General features: G+C 66.2%; 19 protein-coding genes. 12 read left to right on the top strand and 7 right to left on the bottom strand.

Annotation, left to right across the window (positions count from 1 at the left end; translation table 11 throughout):
* Window positions 1-75 precede the first annotated feature (75 nt).
* The 3 genes from ASE31_RS18035 to ASE31_RS18025 form a co-directional block, all read right to left on the bottom strand.
* A complete protein-coding gene (locus ASE31_RS18035; protein ID WP_057203189.1) occupies window positions 76-1,086 on the bottom strand; it encodes a BMP family protein in 1,011 nt (336 codons plus the stop codon).
* Window positions 1,087-1,404: 318 nt separating this feature from the next.
* Window positions 1,405-2,046, bottom strand: coding sequence for a uracil phosphoribosyltransferase (upp, locus tag ASE31_RS18030; RefSeq protein WP_057203188.1), 642 nt, complete (start codon window positions 2,044-2,046; stop codon window positions 1,405-1,407).
* A gap of 30 nt (window positions 2,047-2,076) precedes the next feature.
* Window positions 2,077-3,051 carry a threo-3-hydroxy-L-aspartate ammonia-lyase gene (locus tag ASE31_RS18025; RefSeq protein WP_057203187.1) on the bottom strand — a complete coding sequence of 325 codons (975 nt, stop codon included), beginning with the start codon at window positions 3,049-3,051 and terminating at the stop codon, window positions 2,077-2,079.
* Between the two features lie 180 nt (window positions 3,052-3,231).
* Here ASE31_RS18025 and ASE31_RS18020 point away from each other — a divergent pair, with 180 nt between their 5' ends.
* Both ASE31_RS18020 and ASE31_RS18015 read left to right on the top strand, forming a co-directional pair.
* A complete protein-coding gene (locus ASE31_RS18020; protein WP_057203186.1) occupies window positions 3,232-3,999 on the top strand; it encodes a basic amino acid ABC transporter substrate-binding protein in 768 nt (255 codons plus the stop codon).
* A 104-nt stretch (window positions 4,000-4,103) separates the two neighbouring features.
* A complete protein-coding gene (locus tag ASE31_RS18015; protein ID WP_057203185.1) occupies window positions 4,104-4,874 on the top strand; it encodes an amino acid ABC transporter permease in 771 nt (256 codons plus the stop codon).
* Between the two features lie 8 nt (window positions 4,875-4,882).
* On the opposite strand, the gene ASE31_RS18010 is transcribed toward ASE31_RS18015, so the two are convergent.
* The 4 genes from ASE31_RS18010 to ASE31_RS17995 form a co-directional block, all read right to left on the bottom strand.
* The gene (locus tag ASE31_RS18010; protein ID WP_057203184.1) at window positions 4,883-5,737 is read right to left on the bottom strand and encodes an enoyl-CoA hydratase-related protein; all 855 of its coding nucleotides are present in this window, start codon (window positions 5,735-5,737) and stop codon (window positions 4,883-4,885) included.
* 115 nt (window positions 5,738-5,852) lie between these two features.
* Window positions 5,853-7,175, bottom strand: coding sequence for a hemolysin family protein (locus tag ASE31_RS18005; RefSeq protein ID WP_057203183.1), 1,323 nt, complete (start codon window positions 7,173-7,175; stop codon window positions 5,853-5,855).
* 122 nt (window positions 7,176-7,297) lie between these two features.
* Window positions 7,298-8,128, bottom strand: a complete 831-nt coding sequence (locus ASE31_RS18000) for a hypothetical protein (RefSeq protein ID WP_057203182.1) — start codon at window positions 8,126-8,128, stop codon at window positions 7,298-7,300.
* Between the two features lie 83 nt (window positions 8,129-8,211).
* Window positions 8,212-9,732, bottom strand: a complete 1,521-nt coding sequence (locus tag ASE31_RS17995; RefSeq protein WP_057203181.1) for a helicase HerA-like C-terminal domain-containing protein — start codon at window positions 9,730-9,732, stop codon at window positions 8,212-8,214.
* Between the two features lie 497 nt (window positions 9,733-10,229).
* Here ASE31_RS17995 and ASE31_RS17990 point away from each other — a divergent pair, with 497 nt between their 5' ends.
* The 10 genes from ASE31_RS17990 to ASE31_RS17945 all read left to right on the top strand — a co-directional run.
* Window positions 10,230-12,581 carry a PDZ domain-containing protein gene (locus ASE31_RS17990; protein WP_162261407.1) on the top strand — a complete coding sequence of 784 codons (2,352 nt, stop codon included), beginning with the start codon at window positions 10,230-10,232 and terminating at the stop codon, window positions 12,579-12,581.
* Between the two features lie 41 nt (window positions 12,582-12,622).
* Window positions 12,623-13,342, top strand: a complete 720-nt coding sequence (locus ASE31_RS17985) for a YebC/PmpR family DNA-binding transcriptional regulator (protein WP_057203179.1) — start codon at window positions 12,623-12,625, stop codon at window positions 13,340-13,342.
* A gap of 80 nt (window positions 13,343-13,422) precedes the next feature.
* Entirely contained in the window at window positions 13,423-14,703 is a 1,281-nt protein-coding gene (gene purD, locus ASE31_RS17980) for a phosphoribosylamine--glycine ligase (RefSeq protein ID WP_057203178.1), read from the top strand.
* Complete coding sequence (gene hemF / locus ASE31_RS17975; RefSeq protein WP_057203177.1) at window positions 14,703-15,659, top strand: oxygen-dependent coproporphyrinogen oxidase; 957 nt, start codon at window positions 14,703-14,705, stop codon at window positions 15,657-15,659. The genes purD and hemF overlap by 1 nt, the downstream gene beginning before the upstream one ends.
* 182 nt (window positions 15,660-15,841) lie before the next feature.
* The gene (gene rsfS / locus ASE31_RS17970; RefSeq protein ID WP_057203176.1) at window positions 15,842-16,687 is read left to right on the top strand and encodes a ribosome silencing factor; all 846 of its coding nucleotides are present in this window, start codon (window positions 15,842-15,844) and stop codon (window positions 16,685-16,687) included.
* Between the two features lie 59 nt (window positions 16,688-16,746).
* Window positions 16,747-17,214 (top strand): 23S rRNA (pseudouridine(1915)-N(3))-methyltransferase RlmH, encoded by a 468-nt coding sequence (rlmH, locus tag ASE31_RS17965; RefSeq protein WP_057203175.1) that lies wholly within the window; start codon window positions 16,747-16,749, stop codon window positions 17,212-17,214.
* A gap of 91 nt (window positions 17,215-17,305) precedes the next feature.
* Window positions 17,306-17,920, top strand: coding sequence for a nucleoside triphosphate pyrophosphatase (locus tag ASE31_RS17960; RefSeq protein ID WP_057203174.1), 615 nt, complete (start codon window positions 17,306-17,308; stop codon window positions 17,918-17,920).
* 22 nt (window positions 17,921-17,942) lie between these two features.
* Entirely contained in the window at window positions 17,943-19,430 is a 1,488-nt protein-coding gene (gene rng, locus ASE31_RS17955; protein ID WP_057203173.1) for a ribonuclease G, read from the top strand.
* A 63-nt stretch (window positions 19,431-19,493) separates the two neighbouring features.
* Window positions 19,494-20,366, top strand: a complete 873-nt coding sequence (locus ASE31_RS17950; protein ID WP_057203172.1) for a helix-turn-helix domain-containing protein — start codon at window positions 19,494-19,496, stop codon at window positions 20,364-20,366.
* A gap of 53 nt (window positions 20,367-20,419) precedes the next feature.
* A partial coding sequence (locus tag ASE31_RS17945; RefSeq protein ID WP_057203273.1) for an SDR family oxidoreductase occupies window positions 20,420-21,282 on the top strand: 863 nt, incomplete at its 3' end.

Genomic DNA, 21,282 nt, shown 5'->3' with positions numbered 1-21,282 from the left:
CTGCGTCGCAGGCAGTACGAGTAGTACGACAAGACGCGGCAACGACGCCAGAAGAGTTTTGTTAGCCGCTCTAGCTTACTTGGCCGTGGACTTGGGCTGGCTGTCGTCCACCTTCACGGAAAACTTGCCTGCCAGGATGTCGGCCTCCTTGGCCTTGACCTTGGCCACGATGTCGGCCGGTACCTTCTTCTCGAAGGTGCCCAGGGGCGCGAGTTCGGAGCCCTTGTGCTTCATCATCGAGTACGGGCCGTAGTCCTCGGGCGTGAACTTGCCTTCCTTGACCAGCTTGAGCGCGCGGTCGATGCTGGGCTCCATGTGCCACAGGGCCGACGCGACCACCGTGTCGGGGTACTTGTCCTGCGTGTTGATCACGTTGCCGATGGCCAGTTTGCCTTTTTCCTTGGCGGCATCGCTCACGCCGAAGCGCTCGGCGTAGAGCACGTCGGCGCCCTTGTCGATCATGGCGAAGGTGGCTTCCTTGGCCTTGGGTGGGTCGAACCAGCTGTTGATGAAGCTGATGGTGAACTCCACCTTGGGATTGACTTCCTTGGCGCCGGCCATGAAGGCGTGCATCAGCCGGTTCACCTCGGGGATGGGGAAGCCGCCGACCATGCCGATCTTGTTGCTCTTGGTCATGCCGCCGGCCACCATGCCCGACAGGTAGGCCGGCTCCTGGATGTAGTTGTCGAACACGCTGAAGTTGGGTGCCTGCGGCTTGCCCGAGGAGCCGAGCAGGAAGGAGGTCTTGGGGAAGTCCTTGGCCACCTTGCGGGCGGCAGCTTCTACCGCGAAGGCCTCGCCCACGATGAGCTGGTTGCCGCCGGTGGCGTACTCGCGCATCACGCGCTCGTAGTCGGCGTTGGTCACGTTCTCGCTGGACTTGTATTCGATCTCGCCTCGCGCCTCGGCCGCCTTGAGCGCCTTGTGGATGCGGCTCACCCACTGCTGCTCATAGGGCACCGTGTAGATCGCCGCCACCTTGGTCTTGGCCTGCGCCATCGCCGCGCCGGGCGCCAGCCCGATCATGGCCGACAGTGCCAGGGAGGTGGAGAACAGGTGGCCGGTGAAGATGCGGCGTGAGGTCATGGGGTGATTCCTTCTTCGGATGGAGGATGGGCGATCGGATCTGGCGTTGTCTCAAGCAATTAGTGCGCCAATGGCTGGCAGGCGCTGGCATGGAGTCTGCCAGAAGAAAGCCACCAATTGGTAAAAATTCGCACCGGCTTGGGGCGCAAAAAAGCCGCTGCGGAGATAACATTCCTGCGGCGGCCTCTAGGATTTGCCCCGTGCCCAGAGCGGCTGACAAAGCTCAGCGAAGCGGTTCTGGCTAGGCGCTGGGCCGCAGGCAGTACGTTAGTACGACAAGGCTCCGCAACTACGCCAGAAGAGTTTTGTTGGCTGCTCTTATTTGGTGCCAAAGATGCGGTCGCCGGCATCGCCCAGGCCCGGCAGGATATAGCCGTGGTCGTTGAGCTCGCGGTCGATGGCGGCGGTGAAGATCGGCACGTCCGGGTGCGCCTTCTGCAGCGTGGCCACGCCCTCGGGGGCGGCCAGCAGGCAGACGAACTTGATGGAGCGCGGGTTGAGCTTCTTGAGCCGGTCGACGCAGGCGGCGGCCGAGTTGCCGGTGGCCAGCATGGGGTCGACCACGATGATGTCGCGCTCGTCCATCTCGGACGGCATCTTGAAGTAGTACTCCACCGGCTGCAGCGTGGCGGGGTCGCGGTACAGGCCGATGTGGCCCACGCGGGCGCCAGGCACCACGTTGAGCATGCCGTCGAGGAAGCCATTGCCAGCGCGCAGGATGGAGACCAGCACCAGCTTCTTGCCATCGATCACCTGGCCGGTCATGGTCTCCAGCGGGGTCTCGATCTCGATGCCTTGCAGCGGCATGTCGCGCGTGACCTCGTAGGCCATGAGCGTGCTCAGCTCGCCCAGCAGGCGGCGAAAGCTGTTGGTGCTGGCGTCCTTCTTGCGCATCAGCGTGAGCTTGTGCTGGACGAGGGGGTGCTTGATGACGGTGACGTTGCTGCTGGAGGTGCTCATGGCGTTGTGCTCGATTGTTTTTGGTCGCGCTTAGTCTGCCAGAAACCTGGCGTATCGGGCCATGTCCACGTTGCCCCCGCTGATGAGGATGCCCACGCGCGCGCCATGCACGTCCACGCTGCCATGCCGTGCGCCTGCAAAGGCCAGGGCGCCCGTGGGCTCGACCACCAGCTTCATGCGCTCGGCAAAGAAGCGCAGGGCCTCCACCAGTTGCTCGTCGGTGGCGGTGACGATGTCTTCCGCCAGGCGCTGGATGATGGGAAAGGTGATCTGCCCCAGCGACCTTGTCTGCGCGCCATCGGCAATGGTGTGGGGCGTTGGGATCTGCACCAGTTGCCGGGTGCGAAAGGACTGCTGGCCGTCGTTGCCCGCCTCGGGCTCCACACCCACCACGCGGCAGTTCGGGGCCAGGGCCTCGGCCGCCAGCAGGCTGCCCGCGAGCAGGCCGCCGCCGCCCACGCAGACGAAGAGGTAGTCGAGGTCGGGCATCTCCTCCAGGAATTCCTTGGCGGCCGTGCCCTGGCCGGCAATCACATGCGGGTGGTCGAAGGGGGGCACGAGCGTCATGCCGCGCTCCTCGGCCAGCCGCTGGCTGATGGCTTCGCGGTCCTCGGTGTAGCGGTCGTAGGTGACGACCTGGGCGCCGTACTCGCGCGTGGCGGCCATCTTGGCGGTGGGTGCGTCCTCGGGCATCACGATCACGGCGGGCATGTCCAGCAGCCGGGCCGACAGGGCGATGGCCTGCGCATGGTTGCCGGCCGAGAAGGCCAGCACACCGCGCTCGCGTTGCGCCTCGGTGAAGTGCGAGAGGGTGTTGTACGCCCCGCGGAACTTGAACGAGCCCGTGCGCTGCTGGTTTTCGCATTTGAAGAACACCTGGGTGCCCAGCAGCGCGTCGGCCATGTTGGAGCGCAGCACATGCGTGCGGTGGGCCACGCCAGCGAGCCGCTGTGCGGCAGAAACAACATCCGCGTAGGTGGGCAGGGGGAGGCTGGCGTTGCTCATGGTGGAATCTTTCGGGTCGGAAAGGGCTCTGACATTCCACCCATCATAAAACTGCCTGACTTTTGTCCACGGGGCCCGCGCAAGGCCCAAGAACAGGGCGCAGGCCGCTATGAATATTGATGCCAGCACGCGCGGGGCGTGGATATACTGCCCATTTTCGCGACTTTCCCAAGGCCCACCATGTCCATTTCTCGACGCATTGCCACCCTGGGCCTCGGCCTGGCCGCCTCGTTCGGTGTTTCCCTGGCCGCCCAGGCACAGGCCCGCGAGCTCACCGTGGCCTCCAGCGCGACCTATGCGCCGTTCGCGTTCGAGAACAAGGACAAGCAGATCGTCGGCTTCGACATTGACATCATCAATGCCATCGCCAAACAGCAGAACTTCAAGATCAAGGTCGTGAACACGCCCTGGAGCGGCATCTTCGCGGCGCTCAACAATGGCGACGTGGACCTGGTGATCTCGGGCGTGACCATCAACGACAAGCGCCGCCAGAGCTACGACTTCTCGGCCCCGTACTTCGCGGCGCACCAGCTCATCGCCGTGGCCAAGGGCAGCACCGTGGCCTCGCTCAAGGACCTGACCGGCAAGAAGATCGCGGTGGTGAATGCTTCCACCGCCGACGACGTGGCCTCGCGCGAGTTCGGCAAGACCAACGCCAACATCCGCCGCTTCGAGAGCACGCCGCTCATCATCTCCGAGCTGGCCGGCGGCGGCGTGGATGCGGCCATCGGCGACAACGGCGTGATCGCCTACCGCGTGAGCCAGAATGCGGCGCTCAAGACGGTGGAAGACCCTTCCTTCCCTGAAGAGGGTTTCGGCATCGTCGTCAAGAAGGGCGACAAGGCCTTGCAGGACAAGCTCAACGCCGGCCTGGCCGCCGTGCGCGCCGATGGCAGCTACGGCGAGATCTACAAGAAGTGGTTCGCAAAAGAATACAAAGGCCGCTGAGCCAGGTTTCGATTGAGTCACTTGCAGCGGCCGCCATGCGGCCGCTTTTTTGTTTTCTGACGAAGGGTTGCCGCGCTGCGCGCCCCGGGTAGAAGGAGAGACGCATGGATCAACCCGAATTGTGGTTTGGCTGGTTCCGGCCAGACATCCTGGTGGAATACCGCGAGCTGTTCTTCAAGGGCGCGTGGATGACCCTGTGCATGACGGTGGTCTGCGTGCTGCTGGGCGGCAGCTGGGGCCTGGTGCTGGCCCTGGCGCGGCTGGCGCAGTCGCGCCATGCGCCATGGAGCTGGGTGTGCCGCTTTCTGCTGCGCTGGCCGTCTACCGTGTACGTGAGCTTTTTTCGCGGTACGCCGCTGTTCGTGCAGATTTTGCTCATGCATTTCGCGGTGATGCCGCTGTTCATCCACCCGGTGTCGGGCCTGCTGGTGGATGGCGACCTGGCGCGCATGCTCAAGCAGGAGCATGGCGCGCTGATCTCGGGCATCGCAGCGCTCACGCTGAACTCGGCGGCCTACATCTCGGAGGTGTTCCGCGCGGGCATCCAGTCGATCTCGCGCGGCCAGTCCGATGCGGGGCGCTCGCTGGGCCTGACCCCCATGCAGGTGCTGCGCTACGTGGTGCTGCCCCAGGCCTTTCGGCGCATGCTGCCGCCGCTGGGCAACAACATGATCGCGCTGCTCAAGGACACCTCGCTGGTGTCGGCCATCGGGCTGGCCGAGATGGCCTACGCCGCGCGCACCGTGGCCGGCGCCTATGCGCGCTACTGGGAGCCGTACCTGGCCATCTCGCTGGCCTACTGGTGCATGACGCTGGCGCTGACCACCTTGCTGCGCCGGCTGGAGCACCACATGGCGCGCAGCGAGCGCAGCTGAGGCAGGTCCTACCCCAGCTCTGAAAACCGCTGCAGCGGGGTGAGGGCAGGGAAGTCGCCCGCGCGCTTTTGCTTCATGGCCGCGACCGATTCCTGCACATGCCGGTTGCTCCAGATGGCGCCCTGCAGCCAGCCCATCTGGCGCAGGCTGTCTTCCACCGAGTGGTCGCGCGCATAGTTCACGGCCTGCTTGGTGCCCCAGATGGCCACGGGCGGCTTGCTGGCGATCTCCTGGGCGCACTGCAGCGCGGCCGCCAGCATGGCCTCCTGTGTGTCGAAGACCTCGTTGACCAGGCCGTAGCCCAGTGCCTTCTGTGCGGGCATGCGCCGGCCGGTGTAGGCCAGCTCCTTGACCACGCCCATGGGCACCAGCTTGGGCAGGCGCTGCAGGGTGCCCACGTCGGCCACCATGCCGATGTTGATCTCCTGGATGCAGAAGAATGCGTCAGCAGTTGCATAGCGGATGCAGGCCGCCGTCACCATGTCCACCGCGCCGCCGATGCAGCCGCCGTGGATGGCCATGATCACCGGGATGCGCAGGTTTTCCAGGCGGGTGAAGGTGTGCTGCATGTCGGTCAGTAGGTCGAAGATGGCGGCGCGGCCTTCGGGGCTCTGGTCGTCCATGGTGATGGCGCCGCCGAAGGTCTCGAGCGCCATGCCCGCGCTGAAATGCCTGCCGGTGCTGCTGATGACCAGCGCGCGCGCCTCGCCGGCCTGGTGCAGGTGCACCAGCACCGCGTCCAGCTCGCGCCAGAACGTCGGGTGCATGGTGTTCATGGCCTCGGGCCGGTTCATCACCAGGTGGGCCACATGGCCGGTGGTGGTCAGGGAAAAGCAGGTGAGGGTGGGAGCGGCAGTGTTCATGGGCGAACACTGTAGGCGGCACGCCCGCGCCGCCATCGTCGCGTGGGTGACTCTGCGCGGGTTTTGCCCGAGCCCGCCCCGTGGCAGATGGGGCAGGCGGGGGCGGGGGCGGGGCTCAGCCGTCCGTGGTTTCCGTGGCGTTGGCCAGTTCGGGCACGGGCAGGCGGCTGGCCAGGATCTTGTCGATGGTCTTGCCGTCCATGTCCACCACTTCGAGCTTCCAGCCTTCCCACTCCACGGTGTCGGTCACCTTGGGCAGGCGGCCGGTCAGCAGCATGATCATGCCGCTCAGGGTGTGGTAGCGGCCGCGCTCTTCCTCGGGCACGGCGTCTAGGTTCAGCCGGTCCTTGAGCTCGGGCACGGGGATGTGGCCGTCCAGCAGCCAGCTGCCATCCTCGCGCTGCAGCGCCCACGAGGTCTCGGGGTCGCGCGGCTGGAACTCGCCGGTAATGGCCTCGATCAGGTCTTGCAGCGTGACGATGCCCTGCACCTCGCCGTACTCGTCGATCACGAAGGCCATGTGCACGTCCGACAGGCGGAAGTTGTCCAGCAGCTCCATGCCGGTGATGGTCTCGGGCACGTACAGTGCCGTCTGCAGCGGCTGGTCGGAGAGGCTGTGCGCCTTGTCGCGGATGGTGCGCGAGAGCCACTGGCGCGCATTGAGCACGCCGCGGATGTTGTCCATGCCGCCACGCACCACCGGGAAGCGGGCGTGGTCCGACTCCTCTATGAGTTTCAGGTTCTCCTCGAAGCTCAGGTCCAGGTCCAGGCAGACCACGTCGCCGCGCGGCACCATGAGCGAGCCGATCTGGCGGTCGTCCAGGCGGAACACGTTGCGCACCATGGTGTGCTCGTGCGATTCGATCACGCCGGCCGTCGTGCCCTCCACCAGCATGGCGTGGATCTCTTCCTCGGTCACCGGGCTGCCGCTGGTTTCCTTCACGCCGAGCAGGCGCAGCAGCGTGCGCGTGGAGGTGGACAGCAGGATGACGAAAGGCTTGGTCGCCAGCGCCAGGAAGTTGATGGGCCGCGAGACCAGGCGCGCAAAGGTTTCGGGGTGCGACTGGCCGATGCGCTTGGGCACCAGTTCGCCCACGACGATGGAGAAGTAGGTGATCAGCACCACCACCAGGCCGGTGGCGGCGTAGCCGCCGTAGGGAGGGGGTACACCCAGCGATGCCAGCCAGGCTGCCAGCGGGGCCGCCAGGGCGGCCTCGCCCACGATACCGTTGAGCACGCCGATCGACGTGATGCCGATCTGGATGGTGGAGAGGAAGCGGGTGGGGTCTTCTCCCAGTTTCACGGCGGCGGCTGCACCGCTATCGCCCTCATCAATCATCTTTTGCAGCCGGGCCTTGCGTGCAGTGACCAGAGCGATCTCTGACATGGCGAACAGCCCATTCAAAAGGATGAGGGCGAACAGTATTGCGATTTCCATAGACAGGGGACACACGGCCCCCTTGAAGTTCAGAAGCTGTCCATTGTAGGGGTGTGGTTATTGCCGTGGTCGGCAACGGTTATCCGGCCGGCAGGCGCCGTCAGTTTTCCGTCATGGCATTCTCAGTCGCCCCCACCACCGCCGCAGCCACCACCGCCGCAACTGCCCCCATCGCTCCCGCCGTCGCTGGAGCTGTCGCTGCTGCTGCTGGAACTGTCGGCCCCGCCGAAATCATCCGAGCTGCCGCTGTGGCTGCCATCGGCAAAGCTGGTGCCGCAGTAGGTGCCGCTGCCATCGCCGCCTGCGGCGTTCTTGGCCAAAATGTTGCTGCAGTCGGGCAGGTAGGTGAAGCCGCCGGCAATCGCCATCTTGGCGTCCAGCGCAAACAGCAGCGGCAGCCGGCTGGGGGCCTTGGGGTTGATGGCTTCGTCCTTGCAGGCCCAGAACCAGGCGCGGCGCAGGCCATCGTTGTTCCTGGCCTTGGCGCCCAGGGCCTCGGCAGGGGTGTGGTGCAAAAAGAAGCCCAGCGCGTTGTGGCACCAGGTCTTGTAGGCCTGTGTGTGCAGAATGAAATCGTGCCAGAGAGCATCCACGGCCTTGGACGGCATGGCCACGAATTGCTTGCGGCTGCGCATGCAGGCCATGAAGAACTGGCGCAGCCCGCGCTCCACGAGCTCGCAGTCCTTCTGGCTCAGGTGCGGGTAGGTTTCGCGCAGCTTGCGCTTCAGATACGCGGGCAGGCGCGCCTCGCGGATGTAGCGCTCGCGCACCGTGCGTGTCCACTGCACGACGATGGCGGTGACCGCCACCGTGCACACCAGGTAGATGGCCCAGCGCCAATTGGGCCGCAGCAAGCCTGCAAAGGCGGCCACTAGGGCCAGTGCCCATACCGTGATGGCCAGTTGCACCACGTTGCCTCCGTAGCGCACCAGCAGCCTGTCGATCTTGCCCATCGGTTTCCCCCTTTGTTATGTGTCTGTTTTCCGGGGTTTTACCTCTTTTTCGAGGGGCTGATGTGACTATTTTTAGAGTGCGCTCACCGCTTCCTTCCACCGAAGACGCTGCCCAGCACGCCACGCAGGATTTCCTTGCCCAGCGAGGTGCCCATGGTGCGCACGGCCGACTTGGCCATGGTCTGCGCCAAGCCGTCGCGCTTGCCACCGCGCGGGCCGGTGGAGCCGAACAGCACGTCGTTCAGGCCGCCCAGCAGTCCGCCGCCTTCCTCAGCGGGTGTTGCCACGCCTCCATTGCCCTTGCCGGCAGGTGCCTGTGCCGTGGCGTCGGCGGTGCGGCCCTTGAGCTTTTCGTAGGCAGACTCGCGGTCCACCACCTTCTCGTACACGCCGGCCACGAGCGAGCTGGCCATCAGCGCCTGGCGCTGCTGCGGCGTGATGGGGCCCAGCTGGCTGCCCGGGGGCAGCACAAAGACGCGCTCGGTCACGCTGGGGCGGCCCTTGGCGTCGAGAAAACTGATCAGCGCTTCGCCTACGGCCAACTCGGTGATGGCGGTCTCGATATCCAGGCCCGGCTTTTGCCGCATGGTGGTGGCCGTGGCCTTCACGGCCTTCTGGTCGCGTGGGGTGAAAGCGCGCAGCGCATGCTGCACGCGGTTGCCCAACTGGGCCAGCACCGTGTCGGGGATATCGAGGGGGTTCTGCGTCACGAAGTACACGCCCACGCCCTTGGAGCGCACCAGGCGCACCACCAGTTCGATGCGCTCCACCAGCACCTTGGGAGCCTCGTTGAACAAGAGGTGGGCCTCGTCGAAGAAGAACACCAGCTTGGGCTGGTCCGGGTCGCCGATTTCGGGCAACTGCTCGAACAGCTCGGACAGCATCCACAAAAGGAAGGTGGCGTACAGGCGCGGCGAATTCATGAGCTTGTCGGCCGCCAGGATGTTGACCACGCCCTGGCCGTCCACCGTCTGCATGAAGTCCTGGATGTTGAGCATGGGCTCGCCGAAGAACTGCGTGCCGCCCTGCTGCTCGATCTGCAGCAGCCCGCGCTGGATGGCGCCCACACTGGCCGCACTCACGTTGCCGTACTCGGTCGTGAATTCCTTGCCGTTGTCGCCCACATACTGCAGCATGGCGCGCAGGTCCTTGAGGTCCAGCAGCAGCATGCCGTTGTCGTCGGCGATCTTGAACACGAGGTTGAGCACGCCCAATTGCGTTTCATTGAGGTTGAGCATGCGCCCCAGCAGCAGCGGCCCCATGTCCGACACCGTGGCGCGCACCGGGTGGCCCTGCTCGCCGAACACGTCCCACAGCGTGGTCGGGCAGGCCAGGGGGGCGGGCAGGTCCAGCCCCCGCTCCTTGAGCGTGGCGGCCAGCTTCTCGCCGATCTTGCCGGGCTGGCTGGCCCCGGTGAGGTCGCCCTTGACGTCGGCCATGAACACCGGCACGCCAATGCGCGAGAAATTCTCGGCCAGCGTCTGCAGCGTCACCGTCTTGCCGGTGCCCGTGGCCCCGGTGATCAGCCCGTGGCGGTTGGCCAGGCTCGGGAGCAGGTGGCATTCGGTGGTGCCGTGCTTGGCAATCAGGAGTGGTTCGGCCATGGTCGGTTCCCGCATCGTTGTGTGTACTGATTCGATAGCATAGAGGACAAAAGAGGGGGAGTTGCTTGATGGCGATCTGCAAGCGGAGATGCGGACGGCTTTTTCATGCCGTGCGGCAAAAATGGGCGGGCATGCTCGTCGCGAGCGTCTGTCTTGCCGCCGGTGTGGCCGCAGCAGGCCAGACTGGGCACCAGGGGCCGCGCCTGGACAGCATTGCCTATGTAGTATCAAACCCCGATATTGTCTTTGCCGCAGGGGATGGAGTTTTCAAGTCGACCGATGGCGGAGTCTCGTGGGTGGGGTTGAAGACGCCCCTGGAGGTCGGAGGCGTGGTGACTGATCCGCACAACCCCGGGCGGGTCGTCTCCGTGCCGCGTAGCTCTTCTCCGGGGTCTGGCGACTATCTGGAGTCCCTCGATGGGGGCGAGACATGGTCACACAAGCGCATCGTGCCAAGGTCGCGGGGGGGCGAGGGCCTGACTTATCCCAGGTTGCTCATGCACCCATCGTCGCCTGGTGTGTGGCTTGCCTATGGAATGGGCAAGCTCTGGACTACGCAGAACGCGGGGGCATCGTGGGAAGCCGGCCCCGATCTGGGGCTTGCGCTGTTCAGGGTGAACCTGGCTGCCACGCAGGAGGCGTTCTATGTGCATTCATCGGCGCAGGTCTGGCGATCGGAGGATGGCAAGGTCTGGCAGTCGACAGGATTTCCAGAAGGCCAGGAGCTGTGGGCCATGGAGGCCCTGTCGGGAGACCGAGTGGCCGTTGCATCCCGCCAGGGCTGGTGGCTGAGGTCTGCAGAGGGCATCTGGCGGCCGGGGCCTCCTTCCCCAACGGGCGAATCCAGGAGTCAACTGCCTTGGGAGCAAGGCCCCCACCCGGATGCCATGGGTAGACACTGCAGGCCCGTTCAGTCACCTGCCGACGCTGCCTACCTGGTCGCTAGCTGCGCGATAGGCGGCTTCTCGTCGGTTCCGTCCAGTATCCAGTTGCACAGCTTCGACTTCGGTGCGACCTGGTCGCGCATCGGCGGGGCCGGCCTTCCCTCCAGCTGGTCACCGCGCGTGATTGCGCCGCATCCGAGCGATTCGAGGATATTGCTCATGGCCTGGGCATCGGGCCGTGTCTTCCGCTCGCACGACCACGGTGCGACGTGGGCAGCTTCAGACGGGGGGGTAAGCATTCCGCGTTCCGTGGAGTACATGGACCACGGGTCCATCGCAGTGTTTCCGTTGCTGGAATACCCGCGGGAGACCCGGCTCAACCAGGCGGTCATTGCCGACGACCTGGCAACCGTTCGGCAACTTGCGGCGGTTGGCGCTGATCTGAACGAGCGCGGGCCTGCAGGGCTGTCTGCGGTGGAATGGGCGCTCATGCTCGGAGCGCATGTGGACAGACCCAGGCGAGGGGACACGATGTACTGGGCGTTGCGCGGGCTGGGTGCTGCCGTGCCTTCTCAGGCGCATGCCCATGCCAAATCCGTATGGCGGGCCGTGGAGCGTGGCCAATTCGGCAGCGTTCTGGAGGAACTGCTCCGGTCTGGCTGGTGGCTGACCGCGAAGCTTGGGAAGGAGCCGGACACATTGTTGGGTGATCAGGCGCAGCATCGCTGCCGCAATGTCTGGGAAGGGGCGGATCCCAAGCCTTGTGCCTCCATGTTGGCAGGGCGGCCCCTGGAGGCCTGGGTCGATTTGCATCTGTCCCGGGTGCCGCCTGGAGAAAGCGTGCAACTGGTGCTGGATCTGGCCGCTCTGGGGCAGATGCCCCTGGCCCAGCGGGTGGCGTCCGTGGATGCCGGGCGCTACCGTGCTGGCAGCGACGTCGTGCGGCTGATGCAGGAGCTTCCCACCCAGGCATCTTCGCTGCGCCGCCAGATTCTTGTTGCCTACCGAGGGCGTTATGGCGATGTGGGCGCTAGAGGGGCACTGTACCGGGGGCTGAAAGACGAATACCGAACCGGAGACTGGGTGCCCGATGTGCTGCGGCATGATCGCAGCATCATCGATCCGAAGAATGCCGAGATCCTCGTTCATGCGTTGCTGGGTTCGCTGAACCGGCCCGACTGGGTGAGGGCGATCTGGGCCGGCAAGGCGGGACCCCGGATCACCCGCGAGGGCCGGCAGGCAATTCTGGCCTCGGTGGTGCTCGGTTGTGATGCGTCTTTGGTGGCCGCGGCCGCGAAGGCCGGGTTGCCCCTGGCCCGCACCCGCTTCGATACCGGTGAAAGCCCGATGAGGGCTGCGCTCGGCAAATGCGCCGGGTGGGATCCGGTCTGGCTGGACCCTCACCTGGATCAGTTGCGCCAAGCGGGTTTGCGCTTGCGTGCCTATGAGCTTTGGGATCTCTCGCCTGATGAGGCGGCGGCTTTGCGCCGGTTCCCGGGACGGGCTGACTACCGGAGCCTGGGGGGCTGCGTGGTGGCAAGGCCCGAGGAACCGGTTGCGCAGCAGGCTGCCGCCCCCGGCGCTGCGTGGGCTCCCCTGGGACTGTCGTTGCCAGATGGTCCCCGGCGTTCGGACGCATCGCTTCGGTGCCTTCCGGTGGGCTCCGGCGCGGGGGTGGGGCTGCAGCTGGCGCCGCAGCCGCCAAGCGGGCATGCCCTGGTCCAGGAGGTCATCGCCGGCTATCCCGCGGACCTGTCCGGTATCCGCCCAGGCGACAGGATCGCTGCGGTGGACGGCATTTCCACCCAGGGAATGCCGGTACACCAGGTCCTCCTGCGTCTCAAGGGAAAAGCCGGCTCGAAGGTGGCCCTGGCGGTCATCCGGAGGGATGGTCGGCGTACGACTCACAAGGTGTTTCGGCAAACCCTGCCCGACAAGCGGCCGACGGCCATTGCCGAAAAGTAAAATCACCCCAACAGACTCCATCAATACAAAAAGGACTTCCCGTGGCAGGACACAGTAAATGGGCGAATATCCAGCACCGCAAGGGGCGGCAGGATGAAAAACGCGGCAAGATCTGGACCCGCATCATTCGCGAAATCACCGTGGCGGCCCGTTCGGGCGGCGGGGATCTGTCTGCCAACCCCCGCCTGCGCCTGGCGGTGGACAAGGCCAAGGCGGCCAACATGCCGGCCGACCGCATCAAGTACAACATCGACAAGGCCACCGGCAACGCCGAAGGCCTGACCTACGAGGAAATCCGCTACGAAGGTTATGGCATCGGTGGCGTGGCCATCATGATCGACACCATGACCGACAACCGCGTGCGCACGGTGGCCGAGGTGCGCCACGCCTTCAGCAAGCACGGTGGCAGCATGGGCACCGAGGGTTCGGTGGTGTTCCAGTTCAAGCACTGCGGCCAGCTGATCTTTGCGCCGGGCACCGATGAGGACAAGGTCATGGAAGTGGCGCTCGACGCTGGCGCCGAGGATGTGCTGACCGATGGGGACGGCGCCATCGAGGTGCTGACCGCGCCGGCCGATTTCGAGGCCGTGAAGAACGCCCTGGAGGCCGCAGGCCTGACGCCCGAGGTGTCCGAGGTCACCATGCGCGCTGAAAACACCATCGAGCTGGAGGGCGAAGACGCCGTGCGAATGCAAAAATTGCTCGACATCCTGGAAGACCTGGACGATGCCCAGGAGATCTACCACAACGCTGCGCTCTGAAACGCTGCCACGATTGAATTCACAACACTGTCCCTGTAACAGCCGTTTGGCCGGTTGCAGACAGGTTCTAATAGGCTGGTATGAAGGTTCTTGTAATTGGTGGCGGCGGCCGTGAACACGCAATGGCCTGGAAGCTCAGCCAGTCTCCCAAGGTCACCAAGGTGTTCGTGGCGCCCGGCAACGGCGGCACGGCCCTGAACTCCAAGCTGGAGAACGTGGCCATCACCGACGTGCGCGAGCTGCGCATCTGGGCTCAGGCCGAGAAGATCAGCCTTAGCGTGGTGGGCCCCGAGGCGCCGCTGGCCGCTGGCGTGGTCGACGAATTCCGTGCGCATGGTCTGCGCGTGTTCGGCCCCACGCAGGCGGCCGCACAGCTCGAAAGCTCCAAGGCCTTCTCCAAGGCCTTCATGCGCCGCCACGGCATTCCCACGGCAGACTACGACACCTTCACCGACCCGGTGGCGGCCCATGCCTTCGTGGACCGCCTGGGGGCGCCCATCGTCATCAAGGCCGACGGCCTGGCGGCCGGCAAGGGCGTGGTCGTGGCCATGACGCTGAAAGAGGCGCACGATGCCGTGGACTTCATGCTGGTGGACAACAAGTACGGCGTGACCCACAACGAGGGGGGCGCCCGCGTGGTGATCGAAGCCTTCCTCGAAGGCGAGGAAGCCTCCTTCATCGTTCTGTGCGACGGCAAGAACGTGCTGGCCCTGGCTACCAGCCAGGACCACAAGCGCCTGAAGGACGGCGACGAAGGCCCCAACACCGGCGGCATGGGTGCGTATTCGCCCGCGCCCGTGGTCACGGCCGATGTGCACGCCCGCGCCATGCGCGAGATCATCCTGCCCACCATCCGTGGCATGGAAAAGGACGGCATTCCCTACACCGGCTTTCTCTACGCAGGCCTGATGATCGACGCCAAGGGCCATCCCAAGACGCTCGAATTCAACTGCCGCATGGGCGACCCTGAGACGCAGCCCATTCTGATGCGCCTGAAAAGCGACCTGGCCGACGTGCTGGGTGCCGGCGTGGACGGCAAGCTCGACCAGATCGAGCTGCAGTGGGACCGCCGCACCGCGCTGGGCGTGGTGATGGCCGCCCACGGCTACCCCGAGAACCCGCGCAAGGGCGACACCATCACCGGCCTGCTGGCCGATGCGGACGACGCCGTGGCCTTCCATGCGGGCACGGCCCTGAAGGACGGCGTGGTCAGCGTCACGGGCGGCCGCGTGCTGTGCGTGACGGTGCTGGCCGACAGCGTCAAGCAGGCACAGCAGCGCGCATATGACGTGGCGCGCAACATCCACTTCGACGGCGCGCAATACCGCCGTGACATCGGCTTTCGCGCCCTCAAAGGCTGATGTCGGTTGACTCCCTGAACACCGCCGCCACGGTGGAGCGCGTGCGCAGCTACCTGCAGGGGCTGCAGCTGCGCATCACCGAAGCCCTGGAGGCCGTGGAGGGCGAGGGCGGGGCCCGCTTTCTGGCCGATGCCTGGCACAAGGCGCCCGGCGAGGCGCTGCAGGGCGATGGCGTGACGCGCATCCTCGAAGGCGGGCGCGTGTTCGAGCGCGCAGGCTGCGGCTTCTCGCATGTGCGAGGGCCGCTCTTGCCGCCATCGGCCACGCAGCACCGGCCCGAGTTGGCGGGTGCGCCGTTCGAGGCCATGGGCGTGTCGTTGGTGTTCCACCCGCGCAACCCCTATGTGCCCACGGTGCACATGAATGTGCGCATGATCGCTGCGGGCCACCCCGGACAGGCGCCGACCTGCTGGTTCGGCGGCGGCATGGACCTCACGCCGTACTACGGCTTCGAGGACGATGCGGTGCACTTTCACCGCAGCTGCCGCGAAGCGCTGCAGCCCTTTGGCGACGACAAGTACCCGCGCTTCAAGCAGTGGTGCGACGAGTACTTCTTTCTCAAGCACCGCAGTGAGCAGCGCGGCGTGGGCGGCGTGTTCTTCGACGACTTCTCCGAGCTGGGCTTCGAGCAGAGCCTGGCCATGACGCAATCGGTGGGCGATGCCTTCCTGTCCGCCTACCTGCCCATCGTCGAGAAGCGCCAGGGCATGCCCCACGGCGAGCGCGAGCGTGAATTTCAGCTGTACCGCCGGGGCCGTTATGTGGAGTTCAACCTGGTGTGGGACCGGGGCACCCATTTCGGCCTGCAATCGGGCGGTCGCACCGAGTCCATCCTGCTGTCCATGCCGCCGTTGGTGTCGTGGTCGTACCAGCGCCAGGAGGGCGCCGATTCGGCCGAAGCGGCGCTGACAGAGCGCTTCCTGGTGCGGCGTGACTGGCTTGCAGATACCGTCTGAAACGACCGTTGTCTGCAAAAAGCTATAATTTCAATAGCTGCACGCGCTTTTGGCGCCAGCAGCGAAGGGCTCCAACGCCCTTTATCGCCTGAGCGCCACCGCGCAACACCCAAGGCCCAGCCCACTGGCTGCACGCCCCGTTGCGCGCTATATTGATTCCATTCCTCATAAATCACCGCCTGATGACCACATCCACCAAATCGGAAACCGCCGCCAAGAAAGACGTCACCAAACTCCAGCGCGCCATCGTCGATGGCCTGGAAGACGTCAAGGCGCAAGACATCCAGGTCTTCAACACCGAGCATCTCTCGCCGCTGTTTGAACGGGTCATCGTGGCATCCGGTACCTCCAACCGCCAGACCAAGGCGCTGGCCGCCAGCGTGCGTGATGCGGTGAAGGAAGCCGGCTTTTCCAAGCCGCGCATCGAAGGCGAAGACAACGGCGAATGGATCATCGTGGACTGCGGCGCCGCCGTGGCGCACATCATGCAGCCCGCCATCCGCCAGTACTACCGCCTGGAAGAGCTGTGGGGCGAGATCCCCGTGCGCCTGAAGCTGGGCGCGGCCAAGCCGGCATCGTCGGCCGCCACCGAGCTGGCCGAGAAGAAGTCGGCCCAGAAGGCCGCCAAGTCCGATGCCAAGTCGGCAGCCAAGAGCGGTACCTCGGCCCGCCCTGCGGCCAAGAAGGCTGCAGCACCTGCCAAGTCGGCAACGCGCCCCGCCGCCAGGTCGGCAGCCAGGCCCGCACCAGCTGCGGCCAAGCCGGCAGCCAAGCCCCCCGCGAAGGCACCGAGCCGTGCCCCCGCAAAGTCCGGCGCTGCCGCCAAGGCCGCACCAGGCAAGACCGCAGCGAAGACCAGTCCAGCAGCCAAGAAGCCGGCCGCCACCAAGGCACCGATCAAGACCATCGTGGTCAAGCCATCGGTGCCGCGCAGCAAGGCCAATGCCGAGGCTGCCAAGCCGGCGTCGCGCGGTGGTGCACGGCCAGCGGCCAAGGCCCCAGCCAAGAGGGCGCCCGGCCGCAAGTGAGGCGATGGAGGGGGGCTTCGGCCCGCCTCCCGCAACAATCTCCTGGCGCCTGAATTGCCATGAAACTGCTGATCGTGGCCGTGGGCCAGCGTGTGCCCGACTGGGCGCAGACCGCCTACGAGGACTATGCCAAGCGCTTCCCGTTCGAGATCAAGGTCGAGCTCAAGGCGGTGAAGACCGAGCCGCGCGGCTCCAAGACGATCGAGACGCTGTATGCCGCCGAGCGTGAACGCATCGAGGCCGCCATTCCCCGGGGCACCCGCGTGGTCGCGCTCGACGAGCGTGGCACCAACCTCACCACCAAGGCCCTGGCCGAGCGGCTCAAGGGCTGGCAGCTGGGCGGCGACGACGTGGCACTGGTCATCGGCGGGCCCGACGGGCTCGACCCGGCCTTTCGCCAGGCGGCGCATGAGCGCATCCGCCTGTCCGACCTGACCCTGCCGCACGCCATGGTGCGCGTGCTGCTCATCGAACAGCTTTACCGCGCCTGGTCCGTGAATGCGGGCCACCCCTACCATCGGGAATGATGTCCCGGGCGTGATTTGCTACCGATTGCGTAGCAAGGGATGATAGGAATTCGCGGTTCTACTGCGCGTTCTTGGTTATCCTTCATCCACCATGCCGGACTTCATCTACCTCGCCTCCCAAAGCCCCCGCCGCCGCCAGCTGCTCGACCAGTTGGGCGTGCGCCATGAACTGCTGGTGCCCAATGTGGACGGCGACATGGGCGAGGATGCCGAGGCCATCGAGGAAGTCCACCCTGGCGAGGTGCCGACCGCCTACGTGCAGCGCGTCACCGGCCTCAAGCTCGATGCCGCCATGGCGCGCCGCGCACGCCGGGGCCTGCCCGAGGCGCCCATCCTGTGCTCCGACACCACGGTGGCACTGGGCCGCGCCATCTACGGCAAGCCTGACGATGCCGCACATGCCGGGCGCATGCTGACCGAGCTGGCCGGCCGCACACACCGTGTGCTCACGGCCGTGGCGCTGCAGATGGGCACGCGGCGCGTGGCGGCGCTGTCGGTCTCGCGCGTCACCTTCGCAGCACTCACGCCGCAGCAGGTCGATGACTACGTGAACACCGGCGAACCCCTGGGCAAGGCCGGTGCCTATGGTGTGCAGGGCCGCGCGGCGGCCTTCATTCCGCAACTGAGCGGCAGCTATTCGGGCATCATGGGCCTGCCCATGTACGAGACGGCGCAGCTGCTGCGCGCCGCCGGATTCCCTGTTTGAAGAACAACAAGCGTTGACGACCATGCAACAAGACATCCTCATCAACTGGTCGCCGCAGGAGACACGCGTCGCCATCGTGGAGCACGGCGCCGTGCAGGAGCTGCACATCGAACGCACGCTGGAGCGCGGCCTGGTGGGCAACGTCTACCTGGGCAAGGTCTCGCGCGTGCTGCCGGGCATGCAGTCGGCCTTCATCGACATCGGCCTGGAGCGCGCCGCCTTTCTGCACGTGGCCGATGTCTGGCAGCGCCAGCCCGATGGCGAACCACCCGCGTTCGCGCGCAAGGGCGAGCCGCAGGTGCCCATCGAAAAGCAGGTGTTCGAGGGCCAGTCGCTGATGGTGCAGGTCATCAAGGACCCCATCGGCACCAAGGGTGCGCGCCTGTCCACGCAGATCAGCATTGCCGGGCGCCTGCTGGTCTTCTTGCCGCAGGACGACCATGTCGGCGTGTCGCAGAAGATCCCCTCGGCTGAGCGTGATGCCTTGCGTGCCCGCCTGCAGGCCATGGTGGGCGACAAGGCCACGGGCGGTGGCGGCGGCTTCATCCTGCGCACCAATGGCGAGGACTCGACCGATGCCGAGCTGGCCGAGGACATCGCCTACCTGCGCAAGACCTGGGCGCGCATCAAGGAGGCATCGCTGCGGCTGCCGCCCATGTCGCTGCTGCACCAGGACCTGGATCTGCTGCAGCGCGTGCTGCGCGACCTGGTGGGCGACCACACGCAGACCATTCGCCTCGATTCGCTCGAGCAGTACCAGCGCCTGCGCGCCTTCGGGCAGGAGTTCATGCCGGCCGCGGCGCCCAAGCTGCAGCACTACAAGGGCGAGCGGCCCATCTTCGACCTGTACTCCATCGACGAAGAGGTGGCCAAGGCCCTGGGCCGGCGCGTGGACCTCAAATCGGGCGGCTACCTCATCGTGGACCAGACCGAGGCGCTCACCACCATCGACGTGAACACCGGCGGCTACGTGGGCGCGCGCAATTTCGACGACACCATCTTCAAGACCAACCTGGAGGCCGCCCAGGCCATTGCCCGCCAGCTGCGCCTGCGCAACCTGGGCGGCATCATCATCGTGGACTTCATCGACATGGTGCAGGGCGGCCACCAGGAGGCCGTGCTCTCCGAGTTCAAGAAACAGCTCGGGCGCGACCGCGTGAAGACCATGGCGGGCGGCTTCTCGCAGCTGGGCCTGGTGGAGATGACGCGCAAGCGCACCCGCGAATCCCTGGCCCACATGCTGTGCGAGCCCTGCGACGCCTGCCAGGGCAAGGGCAGCGTGAAGACGGCGCGCAGCGTGTGCTACGACATCCTGCGCGAGATCCTGCGCGAAGCACGCCAGTTCAACCCGCGCGAGTTCCGCGTGGTCGCCTCGGCGCGCGTGGTGGAGCTGTTCCTCGACGAGGAAAGCCAGCACCTGGCGGGTCTGTCGGACTTCATCGGCAAGCCGATCTCGCTGCAGTCGGAAAGTGCGATGGGGCAGGAGCAGTACGACATCGTGCTGCTGTAGCGGAACGCGCGGGCGCCTGCCGGTACAGGCAGTGGATTAGGATGGAGCCATCTACAGCATCCCATGATCGAGCGCCTCTTTCTCCGCCTCGATGGCGACCCCTCGCACGGGCCGGAAACCACGGTGCCCGCCGACACGCTGCGCGCCTTTCAGGTGGGCAAGCAACTGGGTGCCCATGTCTCCCAGATCCTGCTGTACCGCGAGACCTTTGTTGGCGACGCCGAGGTGGCCGAGCGTGTGCTGCCCGACGGGGCCGTGCGCCTGGTGATTCACCTGGGCGATAGCACGCTGGCCGGGCCGGCGAGTGAGCGCCAGGGCAGCGTCGCCCTGGGCGCCGCCACCGCGCCCGTGCTGCTGCGCTGGCGCCGCAGCAGCATGCACAGTGTGTCGGTGGCGCTGCGCCCTGGCGCCGCATCGGCCTTGTTGGGCGTGCCTGCATGGGAGCTGCAGGGCAGGGCGGTGCCGCTGGATGCCTTGTGGGGCGGGGCCTTTGCCGAACTGCGCGAGCGCATGGCCGGGCAGCGCGACGACCAGGCGCGCATTGCCCTGCTGCGGGCCGCGCTGGAGCAGCGCCTGGTGCGGAGCACTCGGCCTGCCAACCCTTGTGCGGCACAGGCCGCCATGCTGATGGCCGAATCTGCAGGCCGCCTGCGCCCCCGAGACGTGGCCCAGGCCTTCGGCATGGGCGAGCGGCGCCTGCAGCAGATCTTCCGTGCCGAGGTGGGCATGTCGCCCAAGGCCTGGAGCCGGCTTGCTCGCCTGCACGCCTGCCTGCGCGTGCTGCGCGGAGCTCCAGTGGCGCCGCCTTGGGCCGCGCTGGCCGCCGATGGCGGCTTCTACGACCAGGCGCACCTGGCCAACGAGTTCCGGGCGCTTTGTGGACTGTCGCCCAACGAGTTTCTGCAGCGCGGCGCTTCGCTTTCTTCCAAGACCTGAGCGCCGGGCCTCTGTACCGTGGTGGTCCATCAAGAGAACCAAGGATTGACCGCATGAATCAAGCGCCAGCATCCCTGAAGGGAAAAGTGGCCCTCGTGGCCGGAGCCACCCGGGGGGCCGGCCGCGGCATCGCCGTGCAACTCGGCGCCGCCGGGGCCACCGTCTACGTGACCGGCCGCTCCTCGGGCGCGCAGCGTTCGGAGATGGACCGGCCCGAGACCATCGAGGAAACCGCAGCCCTCGTGGACCAGGCCGGCGGCCAGGGCATCGCCGTGCGCGTGGACCACCTGGTGCAGGAGGAAGTGCGCGCCCTGGTGGCCCGCATCGAACGCGAGCTGGGTGCGCTGCATCTGCTGGTGAACGATATCTTCGGCGCCACGCACATCGAATGGAACAAGACCGTATGGGAGTCCGACCTGGACTACGGCCTGCGCACCCTGCGCCTGGCGGTGGACACGCATGCCATCACCAGCCACTTTGCCATCCCCTTGCTGCTCAAGGCGCCGGGTGGCCTGGTGGTAGAGGTCAACGACGGCACGGCCGAGTACAACGGCATGCGCTACCGCAACTCGTTCTTCTACGACATCGCCAAGGCTGCCGTGCTGCGCATGGGTTTTGCGCTGGGGCACGAACTCGGGCCCCATGGCGCCACCGGCGTGTCGCTGTCGCCCGGCTGGATGCGTTCCGAAGCGATGCTGGAGGCCTTTGGCGTCACCGAGGCCCACTGGCGCGATGCGGTGGCGCGCGTGCCCGGCTTCGCGGTGGCCGAAAGCCCGGCCTACGTGGGCCGGGCCGTGGTGGCGCTGGCGCAGGACCCGCAGGTGGCGCGCTGGAATGGGCAATCCCTCTCCAGCGGGCAGCTGGCGCGGGTCTATGGCTTCACGGATCTGGACGGCAGCCAGCCCGATGCCTGGGG

This window comes from Acidovorax sp. Root217 (genome assembly GCF_001428645.1).
Taxonomy (GTDB): domain Bacteria; phylum Pseudomonadota; class Gammaproteobacteria; order Burkholderiales; family Burkholderiaceae_C; genus Acidovorax.
The sequence above is the reverse complement of the archived record's forward strand: the minus strand, read 5'-3'. Positions and strand labels throughout refer to the sequence as shown.